We start from the raw sequence: 26,037 nt of genomic DNA, 5'->3' as shown, positions 1-26,037 counted from the left end.
CCTGCTCCTGTTAATTTATTCGTCCCCGATAAGCCACTAATACTTCCTGTTAAACTACTAGTAACTGTCACATTATTCGACGAAGCATCAAAACTCGTTGTATTCCCGTATGCATCTTGTGCCGTTAAAGTATTCGTTCCAGTAAAGGCACTACCATTCGTCTGTGGACTTGTCAAGGAAACCGCTAGCTTTGTCATCGTTGATGGACTCACCGTTACATTCAAAGTACCTCCAGTATTCGAGTTGATCGTTCCGTCTGTTGCATTGATCGTCGCTGACTCTGCTTTGTACAAAATCATACTTCCCGTTGCCACACCCGCTGTAAATGTTAAGCTAGTCGCCGTTCCAAAGTTCGTGCCCGCCACTGTTGGGTTAGTCACTGGGCTACTTGAAGCAGTTGCACCCGAGAAAGTAATATTTTTAGCTCCTGTGTAACTAGTAGCTGCATTGCCACTAGCGTCTTGTGCAGTAACGGTAATCGTTTGTGACCCTCCTGCCGTTTGGGTGCCTGTACCAGTCACTACTAATTTAGTGGCTGTTCCTGGATTAATAGTTACTGAAGAACTTGTCGCCGCTGTACCTGAAGTAGGTGTAAACGTGAGAGTTCCTGAACCTGATGTTCCAGTATACTTCAAGCCTAAGCTAGTTAAGTTGGCCACCCCATTCACGAAATCTCCTGCGCTGCTTAATTTATTTGTTCCAGATAAACCTGAAATACTCCCTATTAAGCTAGAAGTTACCGTAACATTATTCGCAGAAGCGTCATAAGATGTTATAGTGTTTCCGTATGCATCTTGTGCAGTCAAGGTATTGGTCCCTGTAAAAGCAATTCCATTGGTTTGAGGGCTAGCTAAACTAACCGCCAACTTATTATAAGCAGCAGGGTCAACTGTCACATTTAGCGTTCCTCCTGAATTTGAATTAATTGTACCATCAGACACATTAATAGCGGCAGACTCTGCCTTATAAAAAATCATACTGGCAACTGCAGATCCAGAAGTAAAGTTTATATTTAAAACTGAACCAAAATTCGTTCCTCCATAAGTGGGAAAAGTGACCGGATTGGTGGAGCTTGATGCCCCAGACAGGGTCAGATTTTTAGCTCCCGTGTATGAAGTAGCTAAATTACCACTTAGGTCAAAAGCGGAGATGGCAACATTTTGGGAAACCCCTGCTGTAAAATTGACCGTTGAATTATCAAAAACTAATTTGGTAGCAGCCCCGGGACTAACCGTTACATTTGAACTAGTAACCGCTGTACCTGTAGCTGGAGTAAAAGTAAAAGTCCCCGTTCCAATAGTACCTGTGTAGGTAAGGCCGTCGGCCGATAAATCAGCCACACCATTCACGAAATCTCCGGCTGAACTCAATTTGTTGGCCCCCGAAAGTCCAGTAACAGCACCACTAAGAGTAGTTGTGACTGTTACATTGTTGGTAGCAGCATTAAAGCTAGTCGCAGTATTGCCATATGCATCCAATGCCGTCAAAGTATTAGTTCCGGTAAATCCAATACCATTGGTTTGTGGAGAAGCCAAACCTACTGCCAACTTAGTCATGGTAGATGGGCTGACGACTACTGTCAATTGATTAGCCCCAGTAGCCGAAAGTGTACCGTCCGATACCGAAATAGTAGCTGTTTCTGCATTATACAATTTCATGACCGTCGTGGCTACCCCTGCAGAAAAAGTTTCTGCTGTAGTTGAACCAAAAGCCACATCTACTGCTGAACTATTCTGTGCCGTAGGTGCAGTGACGGGGGAAGGAGAACTTGTTGCTCCAGAAAAAGTTAAATTTTTAGCTCCTGTATAGGCAGTTGCCGTATTTCCATAGGTGTCTTGAGCAGTAATCGTAATTGTTTGACTTCCCCCTGCCGTTTGAGTACCAGAACCTGTTACAGCTAGCTTAGAAGCGGTAAGAGGTGTTACCGTAAGCGTAACTGTCACAATAACATACCATCCAGTCGCATTTTTCAATTCACAATTAAATACTGTTGAGCCTGCTTTTGTATCTGAAACTGTCACAGCTGCTTTACCAGTATTTCCCCCTGAACCTGAAGTTGTAGCCGGATTTGTTCCAGTAATTGAAGCTGTTCCTGAAGTTGAACTAAAAGTGGCCGTAATACCATTAACATTAGTGCCACCGGCATTTTTAGCTTGCGCTGTTAAAGATGTAGTTACTGCTGCACCTCTTGATGAAGTTCCCAGTGTCAAGGTAGAACCTGGACCAATAGAAGGAGATGTTGCGGCAACAAAATTTTGAACAATAGTTCCTTCTGCATTATTAGCAAATGTGTATGCTGTACTTGCAGCCAACGTGGTAGTTGAATTGGGAAGTACCAATAAATATCCCGCTGTACCAGATCCGCCTGTTAAAAAACCTAAAATAGAGTTGGCAGGCGATGCACCTGACATGGAATAATTGACTACACCTGATATCGAAGTTGCTCCATCCCAAAAGATAGCTGTTATAGATGCTGTAGTTCCAGTTGTTGCATTCCATGCATTAGACATAACCGCCGTTTCCAATCGTAAAGATGTATTGGTTGATTTAGCAGAACCTGTAGTCCAAGTGATACCTCCACCCGATGCAGTTGTTGCCGGCCAAGCCTCTGACAAATAAACCCCAGCATCCTCCACATAAATATCTTTCCCTGCTACCTTGATTTTATTGTGGTCATTACGCGCTAAAATAGTTTCGAGGTACCTTTCAGATACGTCCAGTTTCAATACTCGAGTCGCAAATAGATCTCCTTCGTCGCCCGGTGAATCTTCCAATCCATTCAAATAATCATCTATCGCATGACCATATTCCTGAAACATCAAAGCTATCATTTGACTGTCTGTCGCCTCAGGATACAAAAAAGTCCCTTGCCCTTCGGCGTATTCCTGGTTGATATACATGCGAGGTTTACCATCTGGACCTATGGAACTATAACTGGCCATGGCACCGTGCATATTCTCCCATTTCACCAATTGAACTGGCACATAAAATCCATTTCCTAAAACCAAGTTTTTTAAGGATAATGACTTTTGAACAAAATCTGCATCCAATTGCTTGCGCTTTCCTGGAAAGAATTTAAATAATTGTTCGCGGTAGTCCGCTTGACTAAAAAATGTACGCAAATGAAAATCAACGCCATTTTTTGCTTTCAAGACACGCTTTCTAGCGAAGTCCTGATCTTTGACGGATGGCTCAATGAATATATTTTGAGAATAGGGAATAATAGACGAATTAGCGTAGGCGCTCGCTACAGGAGAAAAATTTCTTTGACCAAAAAGCTGTGAAGAATTCAAAAATAGAACAAACAAAATTAAGCCAACACTTAAAAAGCATTTGGATAACTTGTTAGAACGAACACCAGTTAAAAGAATTTGTATAATTCTTTGAATCATAAATTTTAACAATAGAACACAAACACAGAAGGCTTCAGTTTAAACTATAAACAGTCACCTAAAATTTGTTTGTTATAAGCCTAATAATTAAACGCTTTAATAACCGCAATTAAACAAAGATACTTATAAAATCTAATTTTTAACTAGAAAATAGCACTCCACTTTGTACTCAATTTCAAATTTAGCTCTTAAGGCTCTTCAAATATTCCGATGGAGTTTTACCCGTATTGTATTTGAAAGCTTTGACAAAATTTGACCTAGATAAAAAGCCTGATGAATGCGCCAAAGCCTCTAAGGTATTCTGTTGCGCCTTGCCCGAGTGAATTAAAGTGATGATATGCTTAACTCTAAGCTCATTTTTCCAATCATTGAAACTTACTCCCAAGTGATTATTGAAATAATATGATAATTGATAATAGGGTATTTTAGTTTCCTCTGAAATCATCGATAGTGAGAAACGACTTCTCAAATAAGGCTCATCCTGACAGTATTTAGCAATTTGATGACCAATTTCTTCCAACCGAAAGAATGGCACCTCATATGCAGAAGAAGGATTTACTTTTTTAACAGGAGGAACAAAAGTAGAAAGCACCAAGTCCCCTTGAGTCCTAGCTGTACTATGTTTTTTCTTCTTGTATTGTGGACTAAATAATACGTAAGGAATAAATAAAATGGACAAATTTTGCACAGAATACACCCAATATTTAATATCCATACAAGCTTTTAAAACCCAAGGACTAAATAAATTCTTTTGAAAATTCTTTAACTCTATAGCATTCAAAAAAACCAACAAAGAGGCAGAGTTCAATAAGATATACAATAAAATAATTAGGCCTATCCACAATATACTAATCTTGTGAGTCACGAAGTAATTCTTAATCCTACAGCGTTTAATCAAATAAATTCCTGTATAAACGAAATAGGCTATGGTAAATATAGGCCTTAATAAAGACTGATAGAAAGTAGGCAGAAATAAGTACCTGGCCTCATAAAGAGCTTCAGGACGATCAACAATTTTGTGAGCAAGAATAAGCTTCTCATCAAAGGAAGAAAACAAATGGGGCAAAATATTTAACATGATAAGTGCGGCAAAAACCATATGCCAACAATCCTTAATAACCAACCTTTCCCTTCCAATAATAACCTTCACAAATAAGTAAAAAACCGGCCCCATCAAGAAATAAAAAGGGGTAAAATTAACCGCAAATAGTGAAATTAAGAATTCTGAACGCGGCGTATTGGTTACATCATGAACGATTCCAAAAATGCTAGTTAAAAAATAGAAAATACCCAAAAGAATTTTTGCATAAGCTCTACCTTCTCTGTAAATGTAGAGAAGAAGCGCCACAACTAACCCAAGAAATGAAAGGTTAAGTATCATGAAAAATTATAGAACACGGAACAGTATTAAAAATGGAACACGGAATAATTAATTTTTTTGTAGAACACGGAACAGTCCGCTTTAAAGACTGAGACAAAATTAGCCGAAAAAAAAATCAAATACAAGAACATTTTTATTAATTTTTGTTCTCAATTTCAAATTTGGCACATTAAAATATGAAATAATAAATAATTAATATAAATTTTTGAATAAAAAAATTTTGAATTGAAAATATATCATTTTATAATTTAAACTTTCTTTTACATCGTTTTTGTGAAAATTCATGAAATCTGAACAAAAGTTTTCCTAGACATTCAGAGATTTATCATCACAAACTAACGAAATATTATGCCTCAAATGACTTAAAAGTTGGGATAAAACATGGACGTTAAAATCCGAAAAAAGAAAATTACACCAATCAAATTGTAAAAACCCGAAAATAAAGGCTGCGAGAATCGCCTATTTGAAAGTTTTCTGAGAATTGTACTTGAATATCGAAATCTCAGGCCCTAAGATTTCGCTCGAAAAATTCAACTTTATAACTGCGTAAATCGGCTAGAATCATCTTAAATATTCATTTCATAAATTTCGCCTTTAATAATTAAATCGGCATCTGTTGCCTCTTGAATTTGTGCAACACTAATACCTGGCGCTCTTTCTAACAATATAAAACCACCATTCGGAGCTATATCCATTACAGCTAAATCCGTAATGATTCGTCGAACGCAGAATTTGCCAGTTAAAGGTAAAGAACACTGTTTCACTAATTTGGACTTACCATCCTTGTTCTGGTGAAGCATTGCTACGATCACATTAGCGGAGGAAGCCACCAGATCCATAGCACCTCCCATGCCCTTCACATGTTTACCCGGAATTTTCCAATTAGCCAAATCACCGTTCTCAGAAACCTCCATTCCTCCTAAAATAGTAACATCAATATGCGCCCCTCGAATCATGGCGAAACTATCCACCGAACTAAAAAGGGATGCACCCGGAATCATGGAAATAGTTTGCTTCCCGGCATTAATGACTTCTGGGTCTACCTCATTATCCGCTGGAAAAGGTCCAATACCCAATAATCCGTTCTCCGACTGTAAAATCACCCGCATACCTTCGGGGATATGATTGGCTACCATGGTGGGAATGCCAATTCCTAAATTCACATAGTCACCATCCTTGATTTCTAATGCCAAACGACGTGCAATAATTTCTTTGGCTTTCTCCTGATGAGCCAATTGGACTAAATCCTTGTCAGTCGTACGGTGCTCAATGCGATGTTGATAAGCTGAACCCTGATATATTCTTTGCACATATATACCCGGCAGATGAATTTCGTCAGGTTTCAATCCGCCCAAAGGCACCAACTCTTCGACTTCGGCAATGGTTATTTTACCCGCTTGCGCCATCATGGGATTAAAATTTCTGGCTGTGCCATGAAAAACTAAATTACCCTCTGGATCACCTTTCCATGCTTTAACCAAGGCAAAATCCGCCGACAAAGCTTCTTCCATCAAGTATTGTTTTCCACCAAATGTCCTTATTTCTTTACCCTCAGCCACCTCCGTTCCTACTCCCGCGGGTGTAAAAAATGCGGGTATACCTGCCCCTGCTGCCCGAATGCGCTCAGCCAAGGTACCTTGAGGAACTAATTTCACCTCCATTTCTCCCGATAAAAGCAATTCCTCAAAAATATCATTCTCCCCAATAAAAGAGGAAATCATGCACTTAATCTGCTTATTCTTCAACAAAATCCCCAATCCAAAATCATCTACCCCTGCTTCATTGGAAATGCAGGTCAATTCCCTAATACCCTTATTTCTCAATTCCGCTATGGAATTTTCAGGTATCCCCGCTAATCCAAAACCACCCAACATGATGCTCGCTCCCGATGGAATATCCCACAAGGCCGAAGCCGCATCGGTAAATACTTTAGTCTTCATACATTCGAAAAAACAGACTACAATACTAAAAAATATAAACGGTATAAAACATGAAAGAAATCAGATTCCATGACAATCTCAGTTTACACGATAATTCATAAGTCTCACTTTTTATAAATGAATCATCCAAATCCATGTCCCTTAAAAATGAAAAAGATCATAAAATTCAACATCTGCTCCATTGAATAAAGTCTAATAATGCAGCAAATTTTGAGCTTTGGGCATATTTTCTTAATTTAAACTTTGATAAGTATTGCCTCTAACACCTATAAAATGAAGCCAGAAAAGGAGCCTGGATTAAAAAGAAGCCTAAGCCCCCTCATGCTATGGGGATTGGGAGTTGGATATGTGATATCTGGCATGTATTTTGGTTGGAATCTCGGACTGGAAAAAGGAGGAACCTTAGGACTGGGTCTAGCCACGCTCTTCATCATCGTATTATATACCACCTTTACCTTTTCTTACACGGAATTAGCCTGTGCCATACCTAAAGCAGGCGGAGGATTTGATTATGCCAGTAGGGCACTAGGACCCACCTGGGGCTTTATTGCTGGGATGGCCCAAACCATCGAGTTTATTTTTGCCCCGCCAGCCATAGCCTTCGCCATTGGAGCCTATTTTAATCTTTTCTTTCCACAAATACCCATTTTGACGGTAGCCATCGCTTCCTATTTTTTATTTACGGCGCTAAATGCTTATGGAGTTAAGGCTGCGGCCATTTTTGAGTTAACTATCACCATATTAGCCGTAGGAGAATTATTGCTCTTTGCTGGGATAACACTGCCTGCTTTTGAATGGCAACATATACATAATAATCCCTTACCAAACGGATGGTCCGGTTTTTTCGCTGCCATTCCCTTTGCTATTTGGTTCTTTCTAGGAATAGAGGGCGTAGCCAATGTGGCTGAAGAAGCCATTAATCCTCAAAAAACCATCTTAGTAGGATTTGGTTCGGCCATTGCTACCTTGGTACTACTGTGTATGTTAACTTTTTTTAGTTCCATCGGTGTCAATGGCTGGGAATCCATCGTTTATCAAGCCGATGGCTCTTTGTCGGATTCACCCCTACCCTTAGCCTTAAAACATGTGGTCGGAGATAGTAATGTACTTTATCATTTACTTATTTCCGTAGGACTTTTTGGCTTAGTTGCCTCCTTCAATGGCCTCATATTGGCGGCTGGAAGATCCACTTACGAGCTAGGCAAAATACATGCAGCACCCGCTTTTCTTGGTCGAGTGCACCCTCGCTTTCAAACTCCCGCCAATGCGCTGTTTATCAACATGGCTTTAGGGATTTTGGCCCTTTTAACCGGCAAAACAGCTGAAATCATTACCATTTCTGTATTGGGAGCCTTGACCTTATACCTCATATCCATGGTTTCCATGGTTGCCCTACGAAAAAAGGAGCCTCATTTAGAGCGTCCATTTAAGACACCACTCTTCCCTTATTTCCCCTGGATTGCCTTCATCATCGCCCTGGTTTCCATGATTTCCATGATTTATTATAATCCTGTTCAAGCAGGAATATATTTTCTAATTTTAGTTGGCTCTAGCCTACTGTATGTATTATTTGGCCCTAAATCGACTCATTAATCCTAATTTTCCAGACAGAAAATGACCTCTAACGAATTAAAAAATTATTTATCATCTCATCCCACGTCCAAGGTAAAAATTGCCTTCACTGATATCGATGGTGTTCTGCGGGGAAAATACATTTCTACCGACAAATTTTTATCTATCTTAGAAAAAGGCACAACCTTTTGTGACGTCGTGTTTGGTTGGGATTCCTCCGATGCCCTTTACAGTCAATCTAGTGTAACAGGCTGGCAATCAGGATTCCCCGATATGCCTGCCCAATTAGACCTGAATACCTTTAGACTTATCCCTTGGGAAAATAATTTACCTTTTGTGCTTGGGGATTTTTTAGATGCAAATGGCCATGCTTCTCCGGTCTGCCCTCGTCAACTATTAAAAAAGATTATTGCCGAGGCCGAGGAAATGCGACTTAAACCCATCTTTGCGCAAGAATTTGAGTGGTTTAATTTTGCAGAAACACCGGATTCAGCCCAAAGCAAAAACTATAAAAACCTACAGCCCATTAGTCCGGGCATGTTTGGCTATTCCGTTTTGAGAACTACGCTCAATAATCCCTTTTTCCGCGATCTTTTCGACCAGCTAAACGCATTCAAGATACCCATAGAAGGATTGCATACAGAAACTGGCCCAGGAACCTATGAAGCGGCTATTGCACATGCCGGAGCATTGGAAGCGGCAGACAGAGCTGTTTTATTCAAGACGGCAGTCAAAGAAATTGCCTACCAACATCAAATCATGGCCACATTCATGGCTAAAATTGATGAAAATCTACCCGGTTGTGGAGGACATGTGCATCAAAGTCTTTGGGATGCAGATGGTAAAAACAACCTTTTCTACGACGCAAAAGACCCATACCATTTAAGTCCTACTGCCAAGCATTACTTAGCTGGTATATTACATTGTTTGCCGCATATTTTACCCATGTTTGCTCCGACCATCAATAGCTACAAGCGATTAGTGGAAGGCGCTTGGGCTCCTACCACTCTAACTTGGGGATTGGATAACAGAACGGTCGCCTTGCGGGTATTAAGTGCAGGAGCCAGCACAGCACGGATAGAAACCCGAGTGATTGGGGCAGACGTAAATCCTTACCTAGCTATTGCTGCCAGTTTGGGAGCGGGATTATACGGGATCAAACATCAATTAGCTCTCCAAGAGCCCACCTTAGGAAATGGATATTTGGATTATTCCCATGGAAGTATCCCACATACGTTGATAGATGCGACCCGAAATATGCAAGAATCCATCGTAGCCAAAGAAATTTTTGGGGAGGCATTTGTCAAGCATTTTACCATGACCCGAACCTGGGAATGGCAGCAACACTTAAAATCTGTCACCGATTGGGAGTATAAACGTTATTTTGAAATCATTTAATCAAGCCTAATTTTAAACCCTTATGTCATCTATTTTACAATATAATTTCCCAACTACCATTCGTTTTGGTGCAGGAGCCATCCAAGAAGTAGCCGATTACCTGATTAAAAATGAGTTAAAAAAGCCGTTTATAGTTACGGATCCGGTTGTGGCTAGTTTGGGATTTTTTAGTTCGTTCGTTCAATCCCTTGAGAAGAAAAATATCTCTGTTGAGGTGTTTTCTCAAATCCATAAAAACCCCGTAAAATCAGATGTTTACTTGGGTACAGAGGCCTATGATCAAAGCCAACGAGATTCCATCATTGGAATTGGTGGCGGAGCTGCCATGGATGTGGCTAGGGCTATAGTTTTACGAGTCAATCACCGAGAGGACTTATTTAAATATGACGATTTAATTGGTGGAGATATCTATGTCACCCATGATGTTCCTCATTTCATCACCATTCCTACCACTGCAGGAACAGGCTCTGAAGTGGGACGCAGTGCCATCATTGCCGATGATATTACACATCAAAAGAAAATTTTATTTTCTCCCAAATTATTGGCAAAAATCATCTTTGCTGACCCCATGTTGACCATGGATTTACCTCCAGCGGTTACAGCAGCCACGGGTATGGATGCATTTACCCATAATTTGGAGGCCTACATTGCCAAGATGTCGCATCCATTGTGTGAGGGTATTGCTTTGGAAGGTATTTCTTTAATTGCTAAATCCATGGAGAAAGCTGTCAAAAACCCTGACATTACCTCCAAAAGCAATATGTTAATTGCCTCCTTAATGGGAGCGGTGGCATTTCAAAAAGGATTGGGAGTAGTACATTCCCTAGCTCACCCCATGTCCTCTTTATTAGATACGCACCACGGTCTAGCCAATGCAGTGAATCTACCTTATGGCATGAAGTTCAACATCGAAGGATTTGAAGATAAATTCCGGAGAATCGCTCGTACTTTGGAAATCAAAGATGAAACGGGTCAAGGGGTGGTCAATTACCTGTTTGAACTGAACAGCAAAATTGGCATTCCGCATCGCTTGCGTGAAGTAGGTGTAAAAGATGAGCACATTGAAACTTTGGCCGATTTAGCCATCGCCGATTTTGCGCATCCGAATAATCCTAAACCAGTCAGTCGTGAGGACTTTAAAAATCTATATTTAGAAGCATTGTAATACATGAAAATCCGATTGGGTATCAGTTTTAGTAGTACAAATTTCCAAAATTACCTTCGCTGGTTTGACCCTGAAGTAGCAGCTGGAAAATTGGAATTGCTCGAACTAAAAGCAGATAAAAGTACAGAGACCGACCTAGCCTCCTGTGATGGATTTGTCCTCACGGGTGGTTGCGACATTAATTCCAGCTTATACCAAGGGGAAGTGGATTATCCGCATAAACCCCAGGAATTTGAGACAGAAAGAGACCATTTCGAGGCTTCGATTTATTTATTTGCCAAGAAATACAAAAAACCTTTATTGGGTATTTGTAGAGGTATGCAACTAGTCCAAGTGGTGGAAGGAGGAAAACTCATTCAAGATTTAGGAGATGAGGCCAACCTAATCCATAAAAAAGCGGGCAATGAAGATAAAAAACACCATATCAGGGTGGAGAAAGCTAGTCTTTTGGCATCCATTACCCAGCAACAAGAAGGTCTGGTCAATTCTGCCCACCATCAGGCCATTGATACTTCTCAATTAGGAAAAAATCTTCTCATATCTGCCTGGTCTGAGGATACTCAAAGTCCGGAGGCTTTGGAATACCAAAATAAGCAGGATCTAGCCTTTATGATCTGTGTTCAATGGCATCCAGAACGTATGGAAGAAAAGGAGAAAAGTCCATTCTCAGAAAACATTAAACAATCATTTTTATCCGCTATTTCACATTCAAACTAATTATGCAAGTTATCAATCCAGCAACAGAACAAGTTATTCAAGAATTAACTGAAGATAATCCATCTAGCTTACATGAAAAATTTGCCCTTTTACAAAAAGGACAAAGGGCATGGGCAGGCAAGTCTCTGGCTGAGCGCATAGATATCATCCGTCATTTTTCATCCCTTTTAGAGAAAAATATCGAGGAATTGGCCCAAATTTTAAGTTCAGAAGTAGGTAAGCCTTTACAACAATCCCGCAATGAAATCAATGGCGCCAGAGGCCGTATTCAATGGCTCTGCGATCATGCTAGTACCTATTTACAGGAAGAAATCATGTCAGACAGCCCAGGCATGCAAGAAAAAATAGTCTATGAACCTCTAGGTGTCATTTGTAACATCTCCGCTTGGAATTACCCTTATTTAGTAGGTACCAATGTCTTTGTGCCCGCCTTGTTGGCCGGAAATTCGGTCATGTATAAGCCTTCCGAATATGCTAGTTTGACGGGTTTAGCCATCGCTAAGTATTTTTATCAAGCTGGGGTACCAGAAACTGCCTTTCAAACGGCCATTGGCGCGGGTTCAGTCGGTGCTCAACTTTTAGAGTTACCATTTCAAGGCTATTATTTTACGGGCTCCTACCAAACTGGTCAAAAAATTTACAGTCAAGTTGCCCCTAAAATGGTTCCTGTGCAATGTGAATTAGGTGGAAAAGACCCGGTGTATATCACTGACGATATTTCAGATATCAACGCAGTTGCTGCTGGTACCGCCGACGGCGCATTTTATAACAATGGGCAAAGTTGCTGTTCGGTAGAACGAATCTACGTCCATGAAAAAGTGTATGATGCTTATGTTGCTGCCTTTGTCCAAGAGGTTAAATCTTGGAAAATGGGTGACCCAACAGAGGAGGGAGTCTATTTAGGTCCATTATCGAGAAAAGCCCAAGTAGCCATTTTGGAAAAACAGGTGAAACAAGCGCTTGATTTGGGTGCTACACTTGCTTGTGGTGGAAAAGCCGTCGACAGAAAAGGCTATTATTTTGAACCGACGGTATTGGTGAATGTCAACCACCAAATGGATGTTATGAAGGAAGAATCTTTTGGCCCTATCATTGGCATTCAAAAAGTTAAAGACGATGCTGAGGCCATTGCCTTGATGAAGGATACGGCTTATGGTTTAACATCCTCCGTATACAGCATCCATGAAAATAGAGCCCAGGAAATATTGTCACAAATGGATTCAGGTTCCGCCTATTGGAATTGTTGCGATCGGGTAAGTGCTGCCCTACCTTGGAGTGGACGTAAGCATTCTGGTTTTGGTGCTACCCTTTCTCACCAAGGAATTCGAGCTTTCACCAAGACCAAAAGTTATCATTTACGACAGCCTTAAAATTATTCATACCCAACCTCCTATTTCTCGATGAATACATTACGATTATTGACTTGCTTGACGCTGATTGGAATAATTCAGTCGCCTATATGGGCACAAAAGAAAGGATTAAAGCCATTGGCTTATGAAGAAGTTCCTTTGGGTCAAATTCGACCGACAGGATGGTTAAAACAGCAAGTGGATGTCATGGTGAAAAACTCCACCGGACATTTGGATGAAAATCACAAAAAGATCAAATCTGATAATGGTTGGTTAGGAGGCAAAGGAGATGATTGGGAGGAGACACCCTATTGGCTGGATGGTGCTTTGCCTGCTGCCTATTTAAGTGGGGACTCTATGCTCATCAAAAAGGTGCTGAAATATGTAAATTGGACACTAGAGCATCAAAGACCCTCAGGTTTTTTTGGCCCATATAGTAAGTACGAGAAGGAAACGGGAAAAATGGCTGAAAATGGAGAGCAAGCTGCGGATTGGTGGCCTAGGATGATCATGTTAAAAATTCTTCAACAGTATTATCAGGTCAGTCAAGATCCTCGAGTGATTCCTTTCATGACCAAATACTTTCAGTTTCAACTGAAAAATCTAAAAACTACGCCCTTAGTAAAATACACCGAATGGGCGCAATCCCGTGGTGGCGACAATCTGATGGTGGTGTATTGGCTGTATAGACAGACCAAGGCTCCATTTTTATTGGAATTAGGGGATTTAATCTATTCGCAAACCACTAATTGGACGGATTTGCTGGGTGGAAGGGATTGGGCTATTCAGGCGGCCTACCAACAAAATGATCAAAAATGGATGGAGCGCCATGCGGTGAACGTGGGCATGGGAATCAAATTACCTGCCATTTATGCTCAATCAAAAAATGACCCCTATTATCTCAAATCGCTCAAAACTGGTTTTAGGGATTTAATGACTTTACATGGATTACCCCATGGAATGTTTTCCGGGGATGAAGATTTACATGGAAATGATCCCGTGCAAGGAACGGAGTTATGTGCCACTACAGAGACCATGTTTTCACTGGAACAAATCATCAGCATAACTGGTGACACAGAATACATGGATGCCCTAGAACGAATGACTTTCAATGCCTTACCAGCTCAAATCACCGATGATTTTAATGCTAAGCAATATTTTGGCATGGCGAACCAAGTGGAGGTAAAAAGAGGAGTTTATAGTTTTTCCTTGCCTTTCTGGAGGGGAATGAATAATGTTTATGGTCCGTACAGCGGATATACCTGTTGCACTGCCAACATGCACCAAGCCTGGCCTAAATTCATGTCGCACCTTTGGTATAAAAATGCAGAAGGAGGCTTTGCCGCATTGGTGTATGGACCCAATCAACTCAATGCTACCTTGGCCTCAGGCAATAAGGTAGAAATTGAGGAACGTACTAATTATCCGTTTGAAGATCGGATTGAGTTTGTCATTAAACCCGAGAAAAAGCAACGATTTCCCTTAGAATTCAGAATTCCATCTTGGTGTGAAGAGGCGATTATTTCCCTAAATGGCCAGGAACTACTTCGAGAAAAGGGTGGAAACATAGCTAAGATTCATCGGGAATGGCAAGCAGGCGACCAACTTAGTTTGTATTTCCCTATGAAGGTACGTACCCAAAACTGGGGAAAAAACTCACGTTCGATAGAATATGGTCCACTGATTTTTGCCTTAAAAATTCAGGAAAGTTTCCAGAAATTGGAACATCCGCAAGAAGGAGAATATTGGGAAATTTTACCAAAAAGTGATTGGAATTATGCTGTTTTGAAAAAAATGGTAGATAAACCTGCTGATAATGCCACATTAATCAAGAAAGCATTTCCGAAAGAATTTCTGTGGAATCAGGAACATGCGCCAATTGAAATAGTGGTGGAGGGCAAAAAGCTTCCTGATTGGAAAAGCATAGCGGGAGTCCCTTACCAGCCTGTTACTACTCGTAATGGAGATTACCTAGGACCGACCGAAGAAAAGACAGAGAAAATCACATTAATCCCTTTTGGATTTACTCGTCTAAGGATAGTCGCATTCCCTGTTGTTAAATAAAATAATCAACCTTGTGATTTTCTTTATCAACAGGATATCATTTTAGCGATTTCAATTTAGATTTGCATTCAAATTAGCTTTGTCAAATTTTTGAAATTTGACAAAGCTTAGTCCTAAAAAAACAAAATCCAATGATTCCAGTAAAAAGTTACGGTGCAGTCAATAAAGACTCAGCTATTTCTCCCATGCAAATTCAACGTAGAGATTTAGGAGCTCATGACGTATTAATTGATATTTTATACTGCGGAGTATGTCACTCTGATATTCACATGGCACGTTCGGAATGGGGGCCTTCGGTATACCCTATCGTGCCAGGCCACGAGATTGTAGGAATAGTCAAAGCGATTGGTGCAGCTGTCACTAAATTCCAAGTTGGACAAGTTGCTGGTGTGGGTGTTTTTGTTGACTCTTGTCGTACTTGCCCTTCCTGTCAAGCTGGTCAAGAGCAATATTGCGACTATAACTTCACACCTACATACAATGGATTTGAAAGGGATGGCGTGACTCCCACCTTTGGTGGATATTCTTCCAGTATTGTGGTGGATGAAAATTACACCTTACATATTCCATTCAAAGATCATTTAGATCGGGTTGCTCCTTTACTTTGCGCGGGTATTACCACCTATTCTCCACTAAAATTTGCTGGAGTGGGCAAAGGCCATAAGGTGGCTGTTTTAGGTTTAGGTGGCTTAGGTCACATGGGAGTTAAATTTGCTGTGGCCATGGGAGCTGAAGTGACTATGTTAAGCACCTCGCCTTCCAAAGAGGCAGATGCTAAAAGATTAGGAGCACACCATTTTGTATTGTCAACTGATAAGGAAGCTATGAAAAAGTTGAATAATCAATTTGACTTTATTCTCAATACAGTAGCGGCACATCATGATATGAATGCCTTCATTAAATTATTAAAATTAGAGGGTAAAATGCTGATAGTCGGTATTCCTCCAGAAGACCATCGCATTGCCGCAGCTGGCTTAATTTCTAAAAGAAGAAGTATCATTGGCTCCAACATTGGAGGTATCGCAGAAACACAAGAAATGCTGGATTACTGCGCGGAACACAACATATTATCTGATATCGAATTGATCCCGATTCAGCAAATCAATGAGGCCTATGAGCGCATTATCAAGTCGGACGTCAAGTACCGATTCGTGATAGATATGAAGACTATATAGTCTCAAAATCATCAAAAAGAGCTTAGTTGAACTAAGCTCTTTTTTTATGACAAATCTCATAGATTGGCGGATAACAATTTTGTAAATTGCTAAAATGAAGTGGATATATTTGACATTGTTCATTCTTACGCTCAGTGAATGTAAGAATAAGTCAGAAACTACCTTTCCCACAGAAGGGCCGATTTCTGAATCTGTTTATGCCTCAGGAATCGTTAAAAGTAAAGACCAATACCAGGCCTATGCTCCTGTTAGTGGTGTCATTGAACAAATCTTCGTCAAAGAGGGAGATAGCGTCAAAATTGGCGATCCTATCCTACTTATTTCCCATGGAACACAAAAGTTAAATCAAGAAAATGCGGCTTTAGCAGCTAATTTCGCTGAGGCTAGCAATAACCAGAGCAAAATAAATGACGCCCAATTATTTGTGGATCTGGCGAAAAACAAGTGGAAAACTGATTCCACGCTCTTGATGCGACAAAGAAATCTATGGAAGCAACAAATTGGCACACTGGTGGAATTAGAACAAAGGGAACTGGCTTATGAAAATTCTAAAGCTGCCTATCTTTCTTCCATTTTAAAATTAAAAGACCTGAAGCGTCAAATCCAATTCAACGCTCAACAATCCCGCAAGAACCTATCCATTTCCCAACAAGTAAGTGCCGATTTTACCGTTCGCAGTCAGGTCAACGGTATTGTTTATGATTTACTAAAAGCCAAGGGAGAATTAGTCAGTCCTCAAAGCCCATTGGCCGTTGTTGGAAATCCGTCTCAGTTCATTTTGGAGATGCAGGTGGATGAGGATGATATTTTTAAAGTGAAAGTAGGTCAGCCGGTCGTTTTGACATTGGATGCATACAAAGGACAAGTTTTTGAGGCCACTGTGAGTAAAATCTACCCTATCATGAATGAAAGGAGCAAGACTTTTTTAGTGGAAGCATTATTTACTAAGAACCCAGAGTCGCTCTTTCCAAACGTAACATTTGAGGCGAATATCATTCTTTTCAAGAAAGAGAAAGCCTTGCTCATTCCAAGAAATTATTTAGTTAAAGATAGCCTAGTCATCAAAGCCTCTGGCGATACCATTCCGGTAAAAATTGGGCTAAAAGATTTCAAAAAGGCAGAAATATTGAAAGGAATAAGTGCCCAAGATGAGCTTAAAATGCCAGGTAAATGAATTATAAACTAATTCAAAATATTGCTATTTCTTTACTGCTGGCACGTTGGAGGCAGACCTTGGTGGCTGCCATTGGGGTGACTTTTAGTATCACCATGTTCATTACCTTGCTCAGCTTTATGTCTGGCCTGAACGATTTATTGGACGGACTCATTCTGAACCGAACTCCGCACGTTAGGCTATACAAAGAAATAAAAGCTTCTGATTTTCAACCAATTGACCTTCATTCAAAAAATAGCCATGCCTATAATTTTATCAGGTCTGTCAAGCCTAAATCCGAAAAACTAGAGATTCAGAATAGTGCGGCAATAATCAAGAATTTAAAGTCCGACCCGAGGGTTTTGGGGGTGGCCCCCAAAGTGACGGCTCAGGTATTTTTTAATGTAGGCTCCATAGAAATGACCGGTGTCATTAATGGTGTAGATCCTGAAGCGGAGAATAAGCTTTTTTTCTTCAATGATTATGTCACGGCTGGCAATTTCATGGACCTAAAAAACATTCCCAATAGCATCATTTTAGGTAAAGGGGCTGCCGAAAAAATGTTAGCGCAGATCGGTGATGTCGTTCAGGTTACCTCCAGCAAAGGTGATCGAATAGCCCTAAAAGTCGTTGGTTTTTTTCAATCAGGTTTACAGGATGTAGACAATATCCAAAGCTATGCCTCCATCTCCACCACACAAAAATTACTGGGTGAATCCAACAATTATTTGACCGATTTACAAGTCAAACTGAATAATATCTTACTGGCCCCCGAAGTAGCAAAAGAATATCAAAAAATCTATGAAATTGAGGCCGTGGATATCCAAACGGCCAATTCACAATTTGAGACTGGAAGCTCGGTTAGAAGCCTCATATCCTATGCCGTGGGTATAACCTTATTGATTGTGGCTGGATTTGGTATTTACAATATCTTAAACATGATGATTTACGAGAAAATGGATTCAATTGCTATCCTGAAGGCCGTTGGATTTTCAGGAAGAGATGTCAACCGTATCTTTATCTTAATTGCCCTAAGCATCGGAGTATTTGGTGGATTTTTGGGCTTGTTGGGTGGATTTGGTTTATCAGCTCTGATTGACCAGATTCCCTTCAATACGAATTCTCTTCCTACCGTCAAAACCTATCCAATCAATTACAATCCCAGATATTACTTGATTGGAAGTAGTTTTGCCCTGATTACCACCTACCTGGCAGGTTATTTTCCTTCCAGAAAAGCTAGTAAAATAGACCCTGTCATCATTATCCGAGGTAAGTAGCATGAGCCAAATCATTTTAGAAGCTAGGGGAATCAGCAAAAGCTTTCATGACCCAGTAAGCATTTCGGTATTGAAAGACATTTCATTTATACTTAATAGAGGTGAATTTGTTTCGGTGATTGGTAAATCTGGCTGTGGTAAATCTACTTTGTTGTATATTCTTTCCACCATGGACACGGATTATGAAGGTGATCTTCTGATTGACCAGGTTTCCATGAAAAACAAAAGTGAAGGAGAATTGGCAGTAGTCAGAAATGAAAAAATCGGCTTTGTATTTCAATTCCACTACCTACTCAATGAGTTTTCCGTCTTGGAAAATGTGATGCTTCCAGGTCAAAAATTAGGCAAATATTCTCCGAAGGAAATTAAAGACAGAGCTTATGAAAAGCTAAAAATCTTAGGCATTGAAAACGAAGCTAATAAAAATCCGAATCAATTGTCAGGTGGTCAAAAACAACGTGTGGCCATTGCTAGGGCTCTAATCAACGACCCCTTAATCATCATGGGAGATGAGCCTACAGGGAATTTGGATAAGAAAAATAGTGAAATCGTCTTTGATATTTTTAAAGAATTAGCAGATGTCTACGGTCAATCCCTACTAATTGTTACCCATGATAATGAATTTGCATCGAAAACTCAGCGCATCATAGAGATGCAAGATGGCTCCATCATTCGAATGTAATTAACCTGCTACTTTGGCTCCACCTGGGATTTTTCTCAATAGCCAAATGATGCTTCCTGATATCAACAAACAGCTAAATGCCGTCAACGGAATGCCCAAACTAGGGTGTACTAATTTGTAATGAATACCAACTTTGGCTAAATAAAATAAGACTAAAATATGCACTAAATAAATGCCATAGCTGTGTGAACTAATCCATTCTCTCAATGGAATCAAAAAACGGTTTTCCCAAGGAAAGTATTTACAAGCTAGAAATAATCCCGCCGTGGAAAGTACAACAGAAGGAGAAAAGTTGGCATAAAGTAATCCATAAAATTTTACATCTCGTAAAGACAATTGATAGGTGCCTATCAAGGTCCAAGCTGTTCCTACTACGAACAGTGCAATCGCCCAAAATCGAATTTGACCCAGATTCTCAAATTCATGATGTCGGAGATAATAGCCTAAGACCAAATAACCCAAATAACCTGTGAAATACGGCAATGGAACAGGAAAGTCTAGAATAGGAAAATGAGGATTGTTAAACAGAATAGTCAACAACCAAATTCCCAAAAAATATTGAATTTGTTTATCGGAAGCCTGTCTAATCCAAGTACCGATAATGGGAATAAATAAATACACCCCAATGATCATATAGACATACCAAAAGTGATATGAACCTCCTGTAAAGTACTGTTGACCTATCCAGGTAATAGCCTCCTCCAGGGAAGAAAAGGCTTTATGACGTAAGCGAACCGCCCAATTGAAATAGACGAAAAACATGTTCCAAAATAAAAATGGCACCACGATTCGCTGAAAAGATTTGCTAACAAAGGCGCCATAAGGCTCTTCCTTACCCAAGACCAAAGCTCCAGTTAACATGACAAAAATAGGCACAGCAAAGCGCATACATCCGTTGTAGATGTTGGCATTCCACCAAAGTGCATCGGGAACTTTATGAAAACTCAGCAGCAAATTTGCTGCTGAGTGTATCAATATCACAGCCAGAGTAGCTATGACGCGTAAATTTGTTAGCCAAATGATCGGGCCTGAAGCCTTAGAGGTTGGCATTGTCTAAACCAGCGAAAGGTTGCTTATACAAACGCTTCTTGGTAGCTGCATAAAGGGCATTAGCCACCGCACCACCCGTTGGAGGTAAAGCAGGCTCACCTAGTCCTGTAGGTGCTATGCCATTATTAACAAAATGAGCCTCCACCGTTGGAATTTCATTACCACGAATCAACTTGTAAGTATCAAAATTCTTTTGCTGAGGAACTCCTTTGTCAAAGCTCAATTTACCAAACATGGCATGACCATAACCATCAATGATACCACCAATAACCTGATTTTCTGCACCTGAGCGGTTAATGACCTCACCACAGTCTGTAACGGCCGTTACATGGGTTACCTTGGGCTCTCCATCCACTATTTTAGCTTCAGCTACCTGGGCTACATAAGATAAGTGGGAGAAATACACGCTAAATCCTTGATGAACATTAGGTCCTTTCTTTCCCCATTTAGCCTTTTCAGCCACTTGCTTGATGACCTCAATGAATCTATCTGGCTCATAGGTGATTTTACCTACAGGATTAGTTTTCACACGCTGTAACCAATCCAAACGCATTTGAACAGGATCTTTACCCGCTGCTACGGCAACCTCGTCTAAAAAGGACTGTTCAGCAGAAGCTAAAAAATTGGTTATAGGAGCTCTCCAAGGACCCGTCGTGATAGCCGAATTATAATTGTATGATTCTATCAATACATTGTCAATAGCACCCACAGGGAAATTATCTTGACGAGTAGAGTTACCTGCATTTAAACCTACACCGCGTAGATAGAATGCGATCATCTCCCCTTTCTCATTTAAACCCGCTTTAAAATGATATCTTACTGCTGGACGATAAATACCTCCAGTCATATCATCTTCACGCGTCCACATCACTTTAACAGGCATTTTGATGATGCTGGAAAGTTCCGCAGCCTCGAGAGCGTAATCATTATTAAGTCGACGACCGAAACCACCTCCCATTTTAGTCAATTCTACCTGCACCGTATTCTCTGGAACACCTAATAAAGTAGCCACCGCCTTCTGGGCAGATTGAGGAACTTGAGTAGGCCCCACTAACAATACCGAACCTGGCTTCACATCTGCAAAGAAGTTCATCGGCTCCATCGGTGAATGAGAAAGGAAAGGACATTCATAAGTGGCCTCGATGACCTTTGCTGCTTTAGCAATTGCCGCATGGAAATCACCGTCCTTACGTTCTACTTTGACCTTATCTGTTTTCATTCCCTCATCAAACCATTTTTGATGGGTACTGTCACTTTCTAAATTACTGGTATCCGAATAATTACAAACGAGCTTCTTTCTAGCCTGCATGACTTCCCAAGTCGACTTACCTACTACAGCCACTTTGTTCTTGAAAGAAACTACGTCAATGATTCCAGGCATTTTCTTCACTTCTGAGGCATCAAATGATGTCAGGGTAGCTCCAAATGCCGCTGGACGTACAATTTGCGCAATCACCATGCCAGGTCTTTGCGTATCCAAACCATATTGAGGCTTACCTGTTAATACCCGATGATTATCAACTCCTTTAACAAAACTTCCAATCAATTGATATTCTGCACGGCTCTTATATGCTACTTCAGCCGGTACAGGTAATTTAGCCGCTGCATCTACCAAGGCTCCATAGGCTAGCTTTTGACCCTTGTTAGGACCTATCACAAAACCTTTAGAAGTTTTGCAGGTACTTGGATCCACTGACCATTGCTGAGCAGCAGCCTGCACCAACATGTGACGAGCAGTAGCCCCTGCTTTGCGCAGACGGTCCCAGGAATGTTTTAAAGCACCACTACCACCAGTCAACTGACGTTCAAACAATTGAGTATCTAAATGCGCTTGGCGCACTTCTACTTGCTTCCAATCCACATCCAATTCTTCTGCAACCACGATAGGAAAGGCCGTTTTAATACCTTGACCAATCTCCGGGTTAGGAGAATATAAAATTACTTTACCCGTATTTTCGATGGCTAAATACGCATTAAAACGATTGGCATCTAACACTGGATTCATTTGTTGAATTGCACCAGTGGATGCCTTGGAATCAAACCAATCAAAACCTAAGGAAAATACACCAGTCAATAGGGCTGTTTTCTGAATAAATGATCTTCTTGTCGTTTTCATCTTTTATTTCTTTTTGGTTGAATTGGAAACAGAAGCGATTTCAGCAGCACGCTTTACTGCCTTATGAATACGGTGGTAGGTACCGCAGCGACAAATATTTCCCGACATCCCAGCTACAATATCATCGTGACTAGGTTTCGGATTTTTCTTTAACAGAGCAGCGGCCGTCATGATTTGTCCCGCTTGGCAATAGCCACATTGCGGAACATCTAACTCATCCCATGCCACCTGAACTGGATGTTCAGCTTTTTCATTTAAACCTTCAATGGTGGTCACAGAGGACTTTCCAACCGTAGAAACGGGTAAAACACAAGAACGCATTGGTTCTCCATCAATCCATACGGTACAAGCACCACATTGGGCTATACCGCAACCATACTTCGTTCCTAACAGAGATAAATGATCTCTAAGAACCCAAAGCAAAGGTGTGTTGGGATCAACTTCCACTTTCACCTTTTTACGATTAATCAGTAACTCGATCGACTCCATGTTGATTGGTTTAAAAAGATAAATGAAATATTATTTACGTTTTTTAGATTTAGTTTCTATCGGAACTAGTTCTTTCACTCGAATGTTTCGGAATCTTAATTCATTTCCATGTCCTAAAAATCCGATATGTCCTTTTGGATTAAATAATCCTGGGTGTTCTTTATGATCGGGAGTTCCACCTTTGGTAGCCTCAGCAATATCCCCATCTAAGATTACTTCACCGTTTAGAATCACCTTAATGCGATTTCCATCAGCTATCACCTCTTGTTGGTTCCACTCGCCTACTGGCTTTAAAAATCCTTTTTTAGCTGGGATAATTCCATACACAGAGCCATGGTATTGATATGGCTGTAAATTGGCATAAACCGGAGCTGTATTATCTAATATTTGTAACTCCATACCCACATAAGCAGCATCTCCCGTTAGTGGAGCACGAATACCTAATCCATTGTTTGCTCCAGGGGTTAATTTGAAGTCAAACTTAAAGTGGAAGTTAGCATATTCCTTTTTAGTAAATAAGTTACCCTTTCCGCCTCTCTTTGGATAAATCACCAAGTCTCCATTTTCAGGTACATAATCGATGGTATTGCCTGTCCATTGGAATAGAGATGAACCGTCAAATAACAACTCAAATCCTTGTGCTTTCTCTTCCTCAGAAAGAGTCTGCAAAGCTTGAGGCTCCAATTCTTTCACATAAATATTACGGTAAACGATATGGTTGCCATGCGCTTGTAACTCGATAGCATCTTTCACAAAGATCGGTATTTTGCGATCCCAGTAATTTTCTAGAATGGTATTGTCTACCACCAACTCTCCGTTCAAATAAACTGTTACACGCTCTCCTACCATTTTAATGTAGAAAGTATTCCAATCTTCCACTGGATTATCGGCAAGTTTCAAAGGATTTTTCGGATTAACCTGATTGTTGTAAAGACCTCCAGAACCCACATTTGCCCCTACATTGACACGAGCAATATCCCAAATTTGAACTTGTGGAGCCCCGCGCAAGTAAATACCTGCATCACCGTCTTTTTCGATTTTCCAATCCACATACATTTCAAAGTCTTGGTAATCTTTTACTGAGCATAAATTATCTCCATGACCTGTGAAATGAAGCTCATCATCTTTGGCATACCAACCTTCACGCATACGTGCATCCGCCTTGGCTTGTTTAATAGCTAAACTATCAGCGGACATCAAACGACGTTTTACAGGGTTATCTACTAAACCTTTCCATCCTGATAAATCCTTTCCATTGAACATCGAATAATAGCCTACTTTATTGCCAAGAGCATCTACCGCTTTTTGAACAGAGGTACGCAAATCTGCCGAAGAAATAAAAGGCATGGCCTCCATCACCCAAGCTTTAGTCATTTGACTCTGCAATTCTGGATTATTCACAAACAAATTAGCTAAACCATCAGCTGCAATGGAGCGCGCATTGGCTTCTTGCAATCCAATTTGTAAGGTTCTCATAGAAGATAAACTTGGACAACGACCCAATCCACGATAAACTAAGGCACGGGTATCCATATCCTGAGTTAAATCCAAGGCTTTTCTGTATCTCAAAATTTGCTGAGTTACGTTTTGCGTCGCCTTTCCGTTACTCTTCACATAGGCTTTGATAGCCTCTAAATTTTTAGATTTCTTCACTAAATCTCCTAACCAAACCAATGATTCTGCTTCCGAAACGAATGGAATCCAGTTTAATTGATGCTTTGCCTTCACCGCGTAAGCATTCACTTTGGAGGACACACTTGGATCAAGTTTTTGAATTTGAGTGATACAATTCTGTAAATGTTTTACCTCTGTCTCCGAACTGGCATCCGATAATTTTTGAGCTACAATGTCAAAATCAGCTGCAGTCACCCATCGATTCAAAACCTGATAAGCAGCTGCACGAGTAGCTTCATTGGATTGCACCGCATTCCAAACGTGAGACTTGATGGCAGGCCATTGGCGGTAAGACGCATAAATCAACAATACCGTTTGCTGAGAGGCACTCGAACGATTGTAAGAAGACATCGCTTTTTCAAAAAAGCTATTAGCAGCCAAGTTACTTGCCACCTCACCCAAGGCTATTCCATCCACTTCTGAACTTGCTGCAATAGACCAAACTTTGGCTAATCCCGCAGTACCTTGGATTTTTAAACGAGCAATGCACGCAGAAGTTCTAACAGAAGCATTTTTGGAAGCTTCCCCCTGCGTTACCAGAGCTAATGCCCAGGAAGCTTTTACATTTCCTGCCGCCTGCACAAATAATGTTTTCTTGCTGTCTGACCATTTGCCGAATGCCGCAGCAATACTAGCCGCCTGACTAAAAGAGGCTCTTTTCATCAAATGTTTCAACAAATAAGCCTCTACCTCTAGGTTAGAAGCTTTACTAAATGCTCCCAATAAAAATGGTACAGGAGTAGCCGATTTGGCCAATAAAACATCATATACTCGGGTTTGAGAACCAGCCGGCCAGGAAGAAATATCCAGTTGACTTAAACCTTGTGCATCCTTGGATGCTTTCACAAAATTTAAATAAGATTCTAAAGCTTGTGTTGGCTCATACAATCCATGGGCTTTAGCCGCTTGCTCTCTTAAAATCTTAGCGGCATTGCTTGTTCCTAAAGTAGCCAAGGCTTTTAAAATCAATTGATTGGTACGTTGATCTGCGGAAGGCCAAAGAGCCTCGATGGCGGATCCCGCAGCTTTGTAATTGATATCTGTCAAAGCCTGAATCATATCTTTTTGATAGGTAGCAGGGCCATTTTGTAAGGCAGCCACTAAAGCTTTACCCACTTGATCTTGACCAAATGGTGCTAATTTAACCAATAGGCGGGCAGCGGGCCCTGCCAAATGGTTCTTTTGCAAGAAAGGAATAATCAATGGAATGGACTCTGCTCGTGCGATGGGTTGTAAGGCTAACATCGCAATGGCTTGCGCATTAACATCCGAAGATTCTTGAATGATTTTTAAATTGGCTTGTACGCGAGCATCGCGATCTGACTCATTGGCTCCTGTCTTAACAGAAATCGGCGTAGCCTGTTTTTGTGCCATAATCGGTCCCTGAGCCAGAGCACCTAATAGCAATACAAGTAGTAAGGTAGTAGTATATTTTTTCATCGG

Annotated in this window: 17 protein-coding genes; 10 read left to right on the top strand and 7 right to left on the bottom strand. The window is 40.6% G+C overall.

Annotated features, from left to right (window positions below):
* The 3 genes from ESB04_RS07110 to ESB04_RS07100 all read right to left on the bottom strand — a co-directional run.
* A partial coding sequence (locus ESB04_RS07110; protein WP_164969614.1) for a beta strand repeat-containing protein occupies window positions 1-3,392 on the bottom strand: 3,392 nt, incomplete at its 3' end.
* A 181-nt stretch (window positions 3,393-3,573) separates the two neighbouring features.
* Complete coding sequence (locus ESB04_RS07105) at window positions 3,574-4,773, bottom strand: helix-turn-helix domain-containing protein (protein WP_129027030.1); 1,200 nt, start codon at window positions 4,771-4,773, stop codon at window positions 3,574-3,576.
* Between the two features lie 566 nt (window positions 4,774-5,339).
* The gene (locus ESB04_RS07100) at window positions 5,340-6,713 is read right to left on the bottom strand and encodes a 3-oxoacid CoA-transferase subunit B (RefSeq protein ID WP_129027029.1); all 1,374 of its coding nucleotides are present in this window, start codon (window positions 6,711-6,713) and stop codon (window positions 5,340-5,342) included.
* 273 nt (window positions 6,714-6,986) lie between these two features.
* Between ESB04_RS07100 and eat the strand changes: the two genes are divergently transcribed.
* From eat to ESB04_RS07050, 10 genes are all read left to right on the top strand, one after another.
* The gene (gene eat / locus ESB04_RS07095; protein WP_129027028.1) at window positions 6,987-8,306 is read left to right on the top strand and encodes an ethanolamine permease; all 1,320 of its coding nucleotides are present in this window, start codon (window positions 6,987-6,989) and stop codon (window positions 8,304-8,306) included.
* A gap of 21 nt (window positions 8,307-8,327) precedes the next feature.
* Window positions 8,328-9,683, top strand: coding sequence for a glutamine synthetase family protein (locus ESB04_RS07090; RefSeq protein ID WP_129027027.1), 1,356 nt, complete (start codon window positions 8,328-8,330; stop codon window positions 9,681-9,683).
* A gap of 22 nt (window positions 9,684-9,705) precedes the next feature.
* Complete coding sequence (locus tag ESB04_RS07085; protein ID WP_129027026.1) at window positions 9,706-10,848, top strand: iron-containing alcohol dehydrogenase; 1,143 nt, start codon at window positions 9,706-9,708, stop codon at window positions 10,846-10,848.
* 3 nt (window positions 10,849-10,851) lie between these two features.
* The gene (locus tag ESB04_RS07080) at window positions 10,852-11,565 is read left to right on the top strand and encodes a gamma-glutamyl-gamma-aminobutyrate hydrolase family protein (RefSeq protein ID WP_129027025.1); all 714 of its coding nucleotides are present in this window, start codon (window positions 10,852-10,854) and stop codon (window positions 11,563-11,565) included.
* A 2-nt stretch (window positions 11,566-11,567) separates the two neighbouring features.
* Window positions 11,568-12,935: an aldehyde dehydrogenase family protein gene (locus tag ESB04_RS07075; RefSeq protein ID WP_129027024.1), complete on the top strand. Its 1,368-nt coding sequence runs from the start codon at window positions 11,568-11,570 to the stop codon at window positions 12,933-12,935.
* 30 nt (window positions 12,936-12,965) lie between these two features.
* On the top strand, window positions 12,966-14,978 hold the full coding sequence (locus tag ESB04_RS07070) for a beta-L-arabinofuranosidase domain-containing protein (protein WP_129027023.1): 2,013 nt from the start codon (window positions 12,966-12,968) through the stop codon (window positions 14,976-14,978).
* Window positions 14,979-15,109: 131 nt separating this feature from the next.
* Entirely contained in the window at window positions 15,110-16,153 is a 1,044-nt protein-coding gene (locus tag ESB04_RS07065) for an NAD(P)-dependent alcohol dehydrogenase (RefSeq protein WP_235832190.1), read from the top strand.
* Between the two features lie 94 nt (window positions 16,154-16,247).
* Complete coding sequence (locus ESB04_RS07060) at window positions 16,248-17,327, top strand: efflux RND transporter periplasmic adaptor subunit (protein WP_129027022.1); 1,080 nt, start codon at window positions 16,248-16,250, stop codon at window positions 17,325-17,327.
* Window positions 17,324-18,583 (top strand): ABC transporter permease, encoded by a 1,260-nt coding sequence (locus ESB04_RS07055; protein WP_129027021.1) that lies wholly within the window; start codon window positions 17,324-17,326, stop codon window positions 18,581-18,583. Before ESB04_RS07060 ends, ESB04_RS07055 begins: the two co-directional genes overlap by 4 nt.
* A gap of 1 nt (window position 18,584) precedes the next feature.
* Window positions 18,585-19,265: an ABC transporter ATP-binding protein gene (locus ESB04_RS07050; RefSeq protein ID WP_129027020.1), complete on the top strand. Its 681-nt coding sequence runs from the start codon at window positions 18,585-18,587 to the stop codon at window positions 19,263-19,265.
* Here ESB04_RS07050 and ESB04_RS07045 read toward each other — a convergent pair whose 3' ends face one another.
* The 4 genes from ESB04_RS07045 to ESB04_RS07030 are packed head-to-tail and all read right to left on the bottom strand — an operon-like array spanning window position 19,266 to window position 26,034.
* Entirely contained in the window at window positions 19,266-20,315 is a 1,050-nt protein-coding gene (locus tag ESB04_RS07045) for an acyltransferase (protein ID WP_129027019.1), read from the bottom strand. It abuts the gene before it with no gap.
* Window positions 20,302-22,431 (bottom strand): xanthine dehydrogenase family protein molybdopterin-binding subunit, encoded by a 2,130-nt coding sequence (locus ESB04_RS07040; RefSeq protein WP_129027018.1) that lies wholly within the window; start codon window positions 22,429-22,431, stop codon window positions 20,302-20,304. The genes ESB04_RS07045 and ESB04_RS07040 overlap by 14 nt, the downstream gene beginning before the upstream one ends.
* A gap of 3 nt (window positions 22,432-22,434) precedes the next feature.
* Window positions 22,435-22,920, bottom strand: coding sequence for a (2Fe-2S)-binding protein (locus ESB04_RS07035; RefSeq protein ID WP_129027017.1), 486 nt, complete (start codon window positions 22,918-22,920; stop codon window positions 22,435-22,437).
* A 30-nt stretch (window positions 22,921-22,950) separates the two neighbouring features.
* Window positions 22,951-26,034 carry a DUF1080 domain-containing protein gene (locus tag ESB04_RS07030; protein WP_129027016.1) on the bottom strand — a complete coding sequence of 1,028 codons (3,084 nt, stop codon included), beginning with the start codon at window positions 26,032-26,034 and terminating at the stop codon, window positions 22,951-22,953.
* Between the last annotated feature and the right edge of the window lie 3 nt (window positions 26,035-26,037).

Source organism: Aquirufa rosea (assembly GCF_004118285.1).
GTDB classification, from domain to species: Bacteria; Bacteroidota; Bacteroidia; order Cytophagales; family Spirosomataceae; genus Aquirufa; species Aquirufa rosea.
Note: the sequence above shows the minus strand (reverse complement) of the source record. Positions and strands in the feature narration are given on the sequence as shown.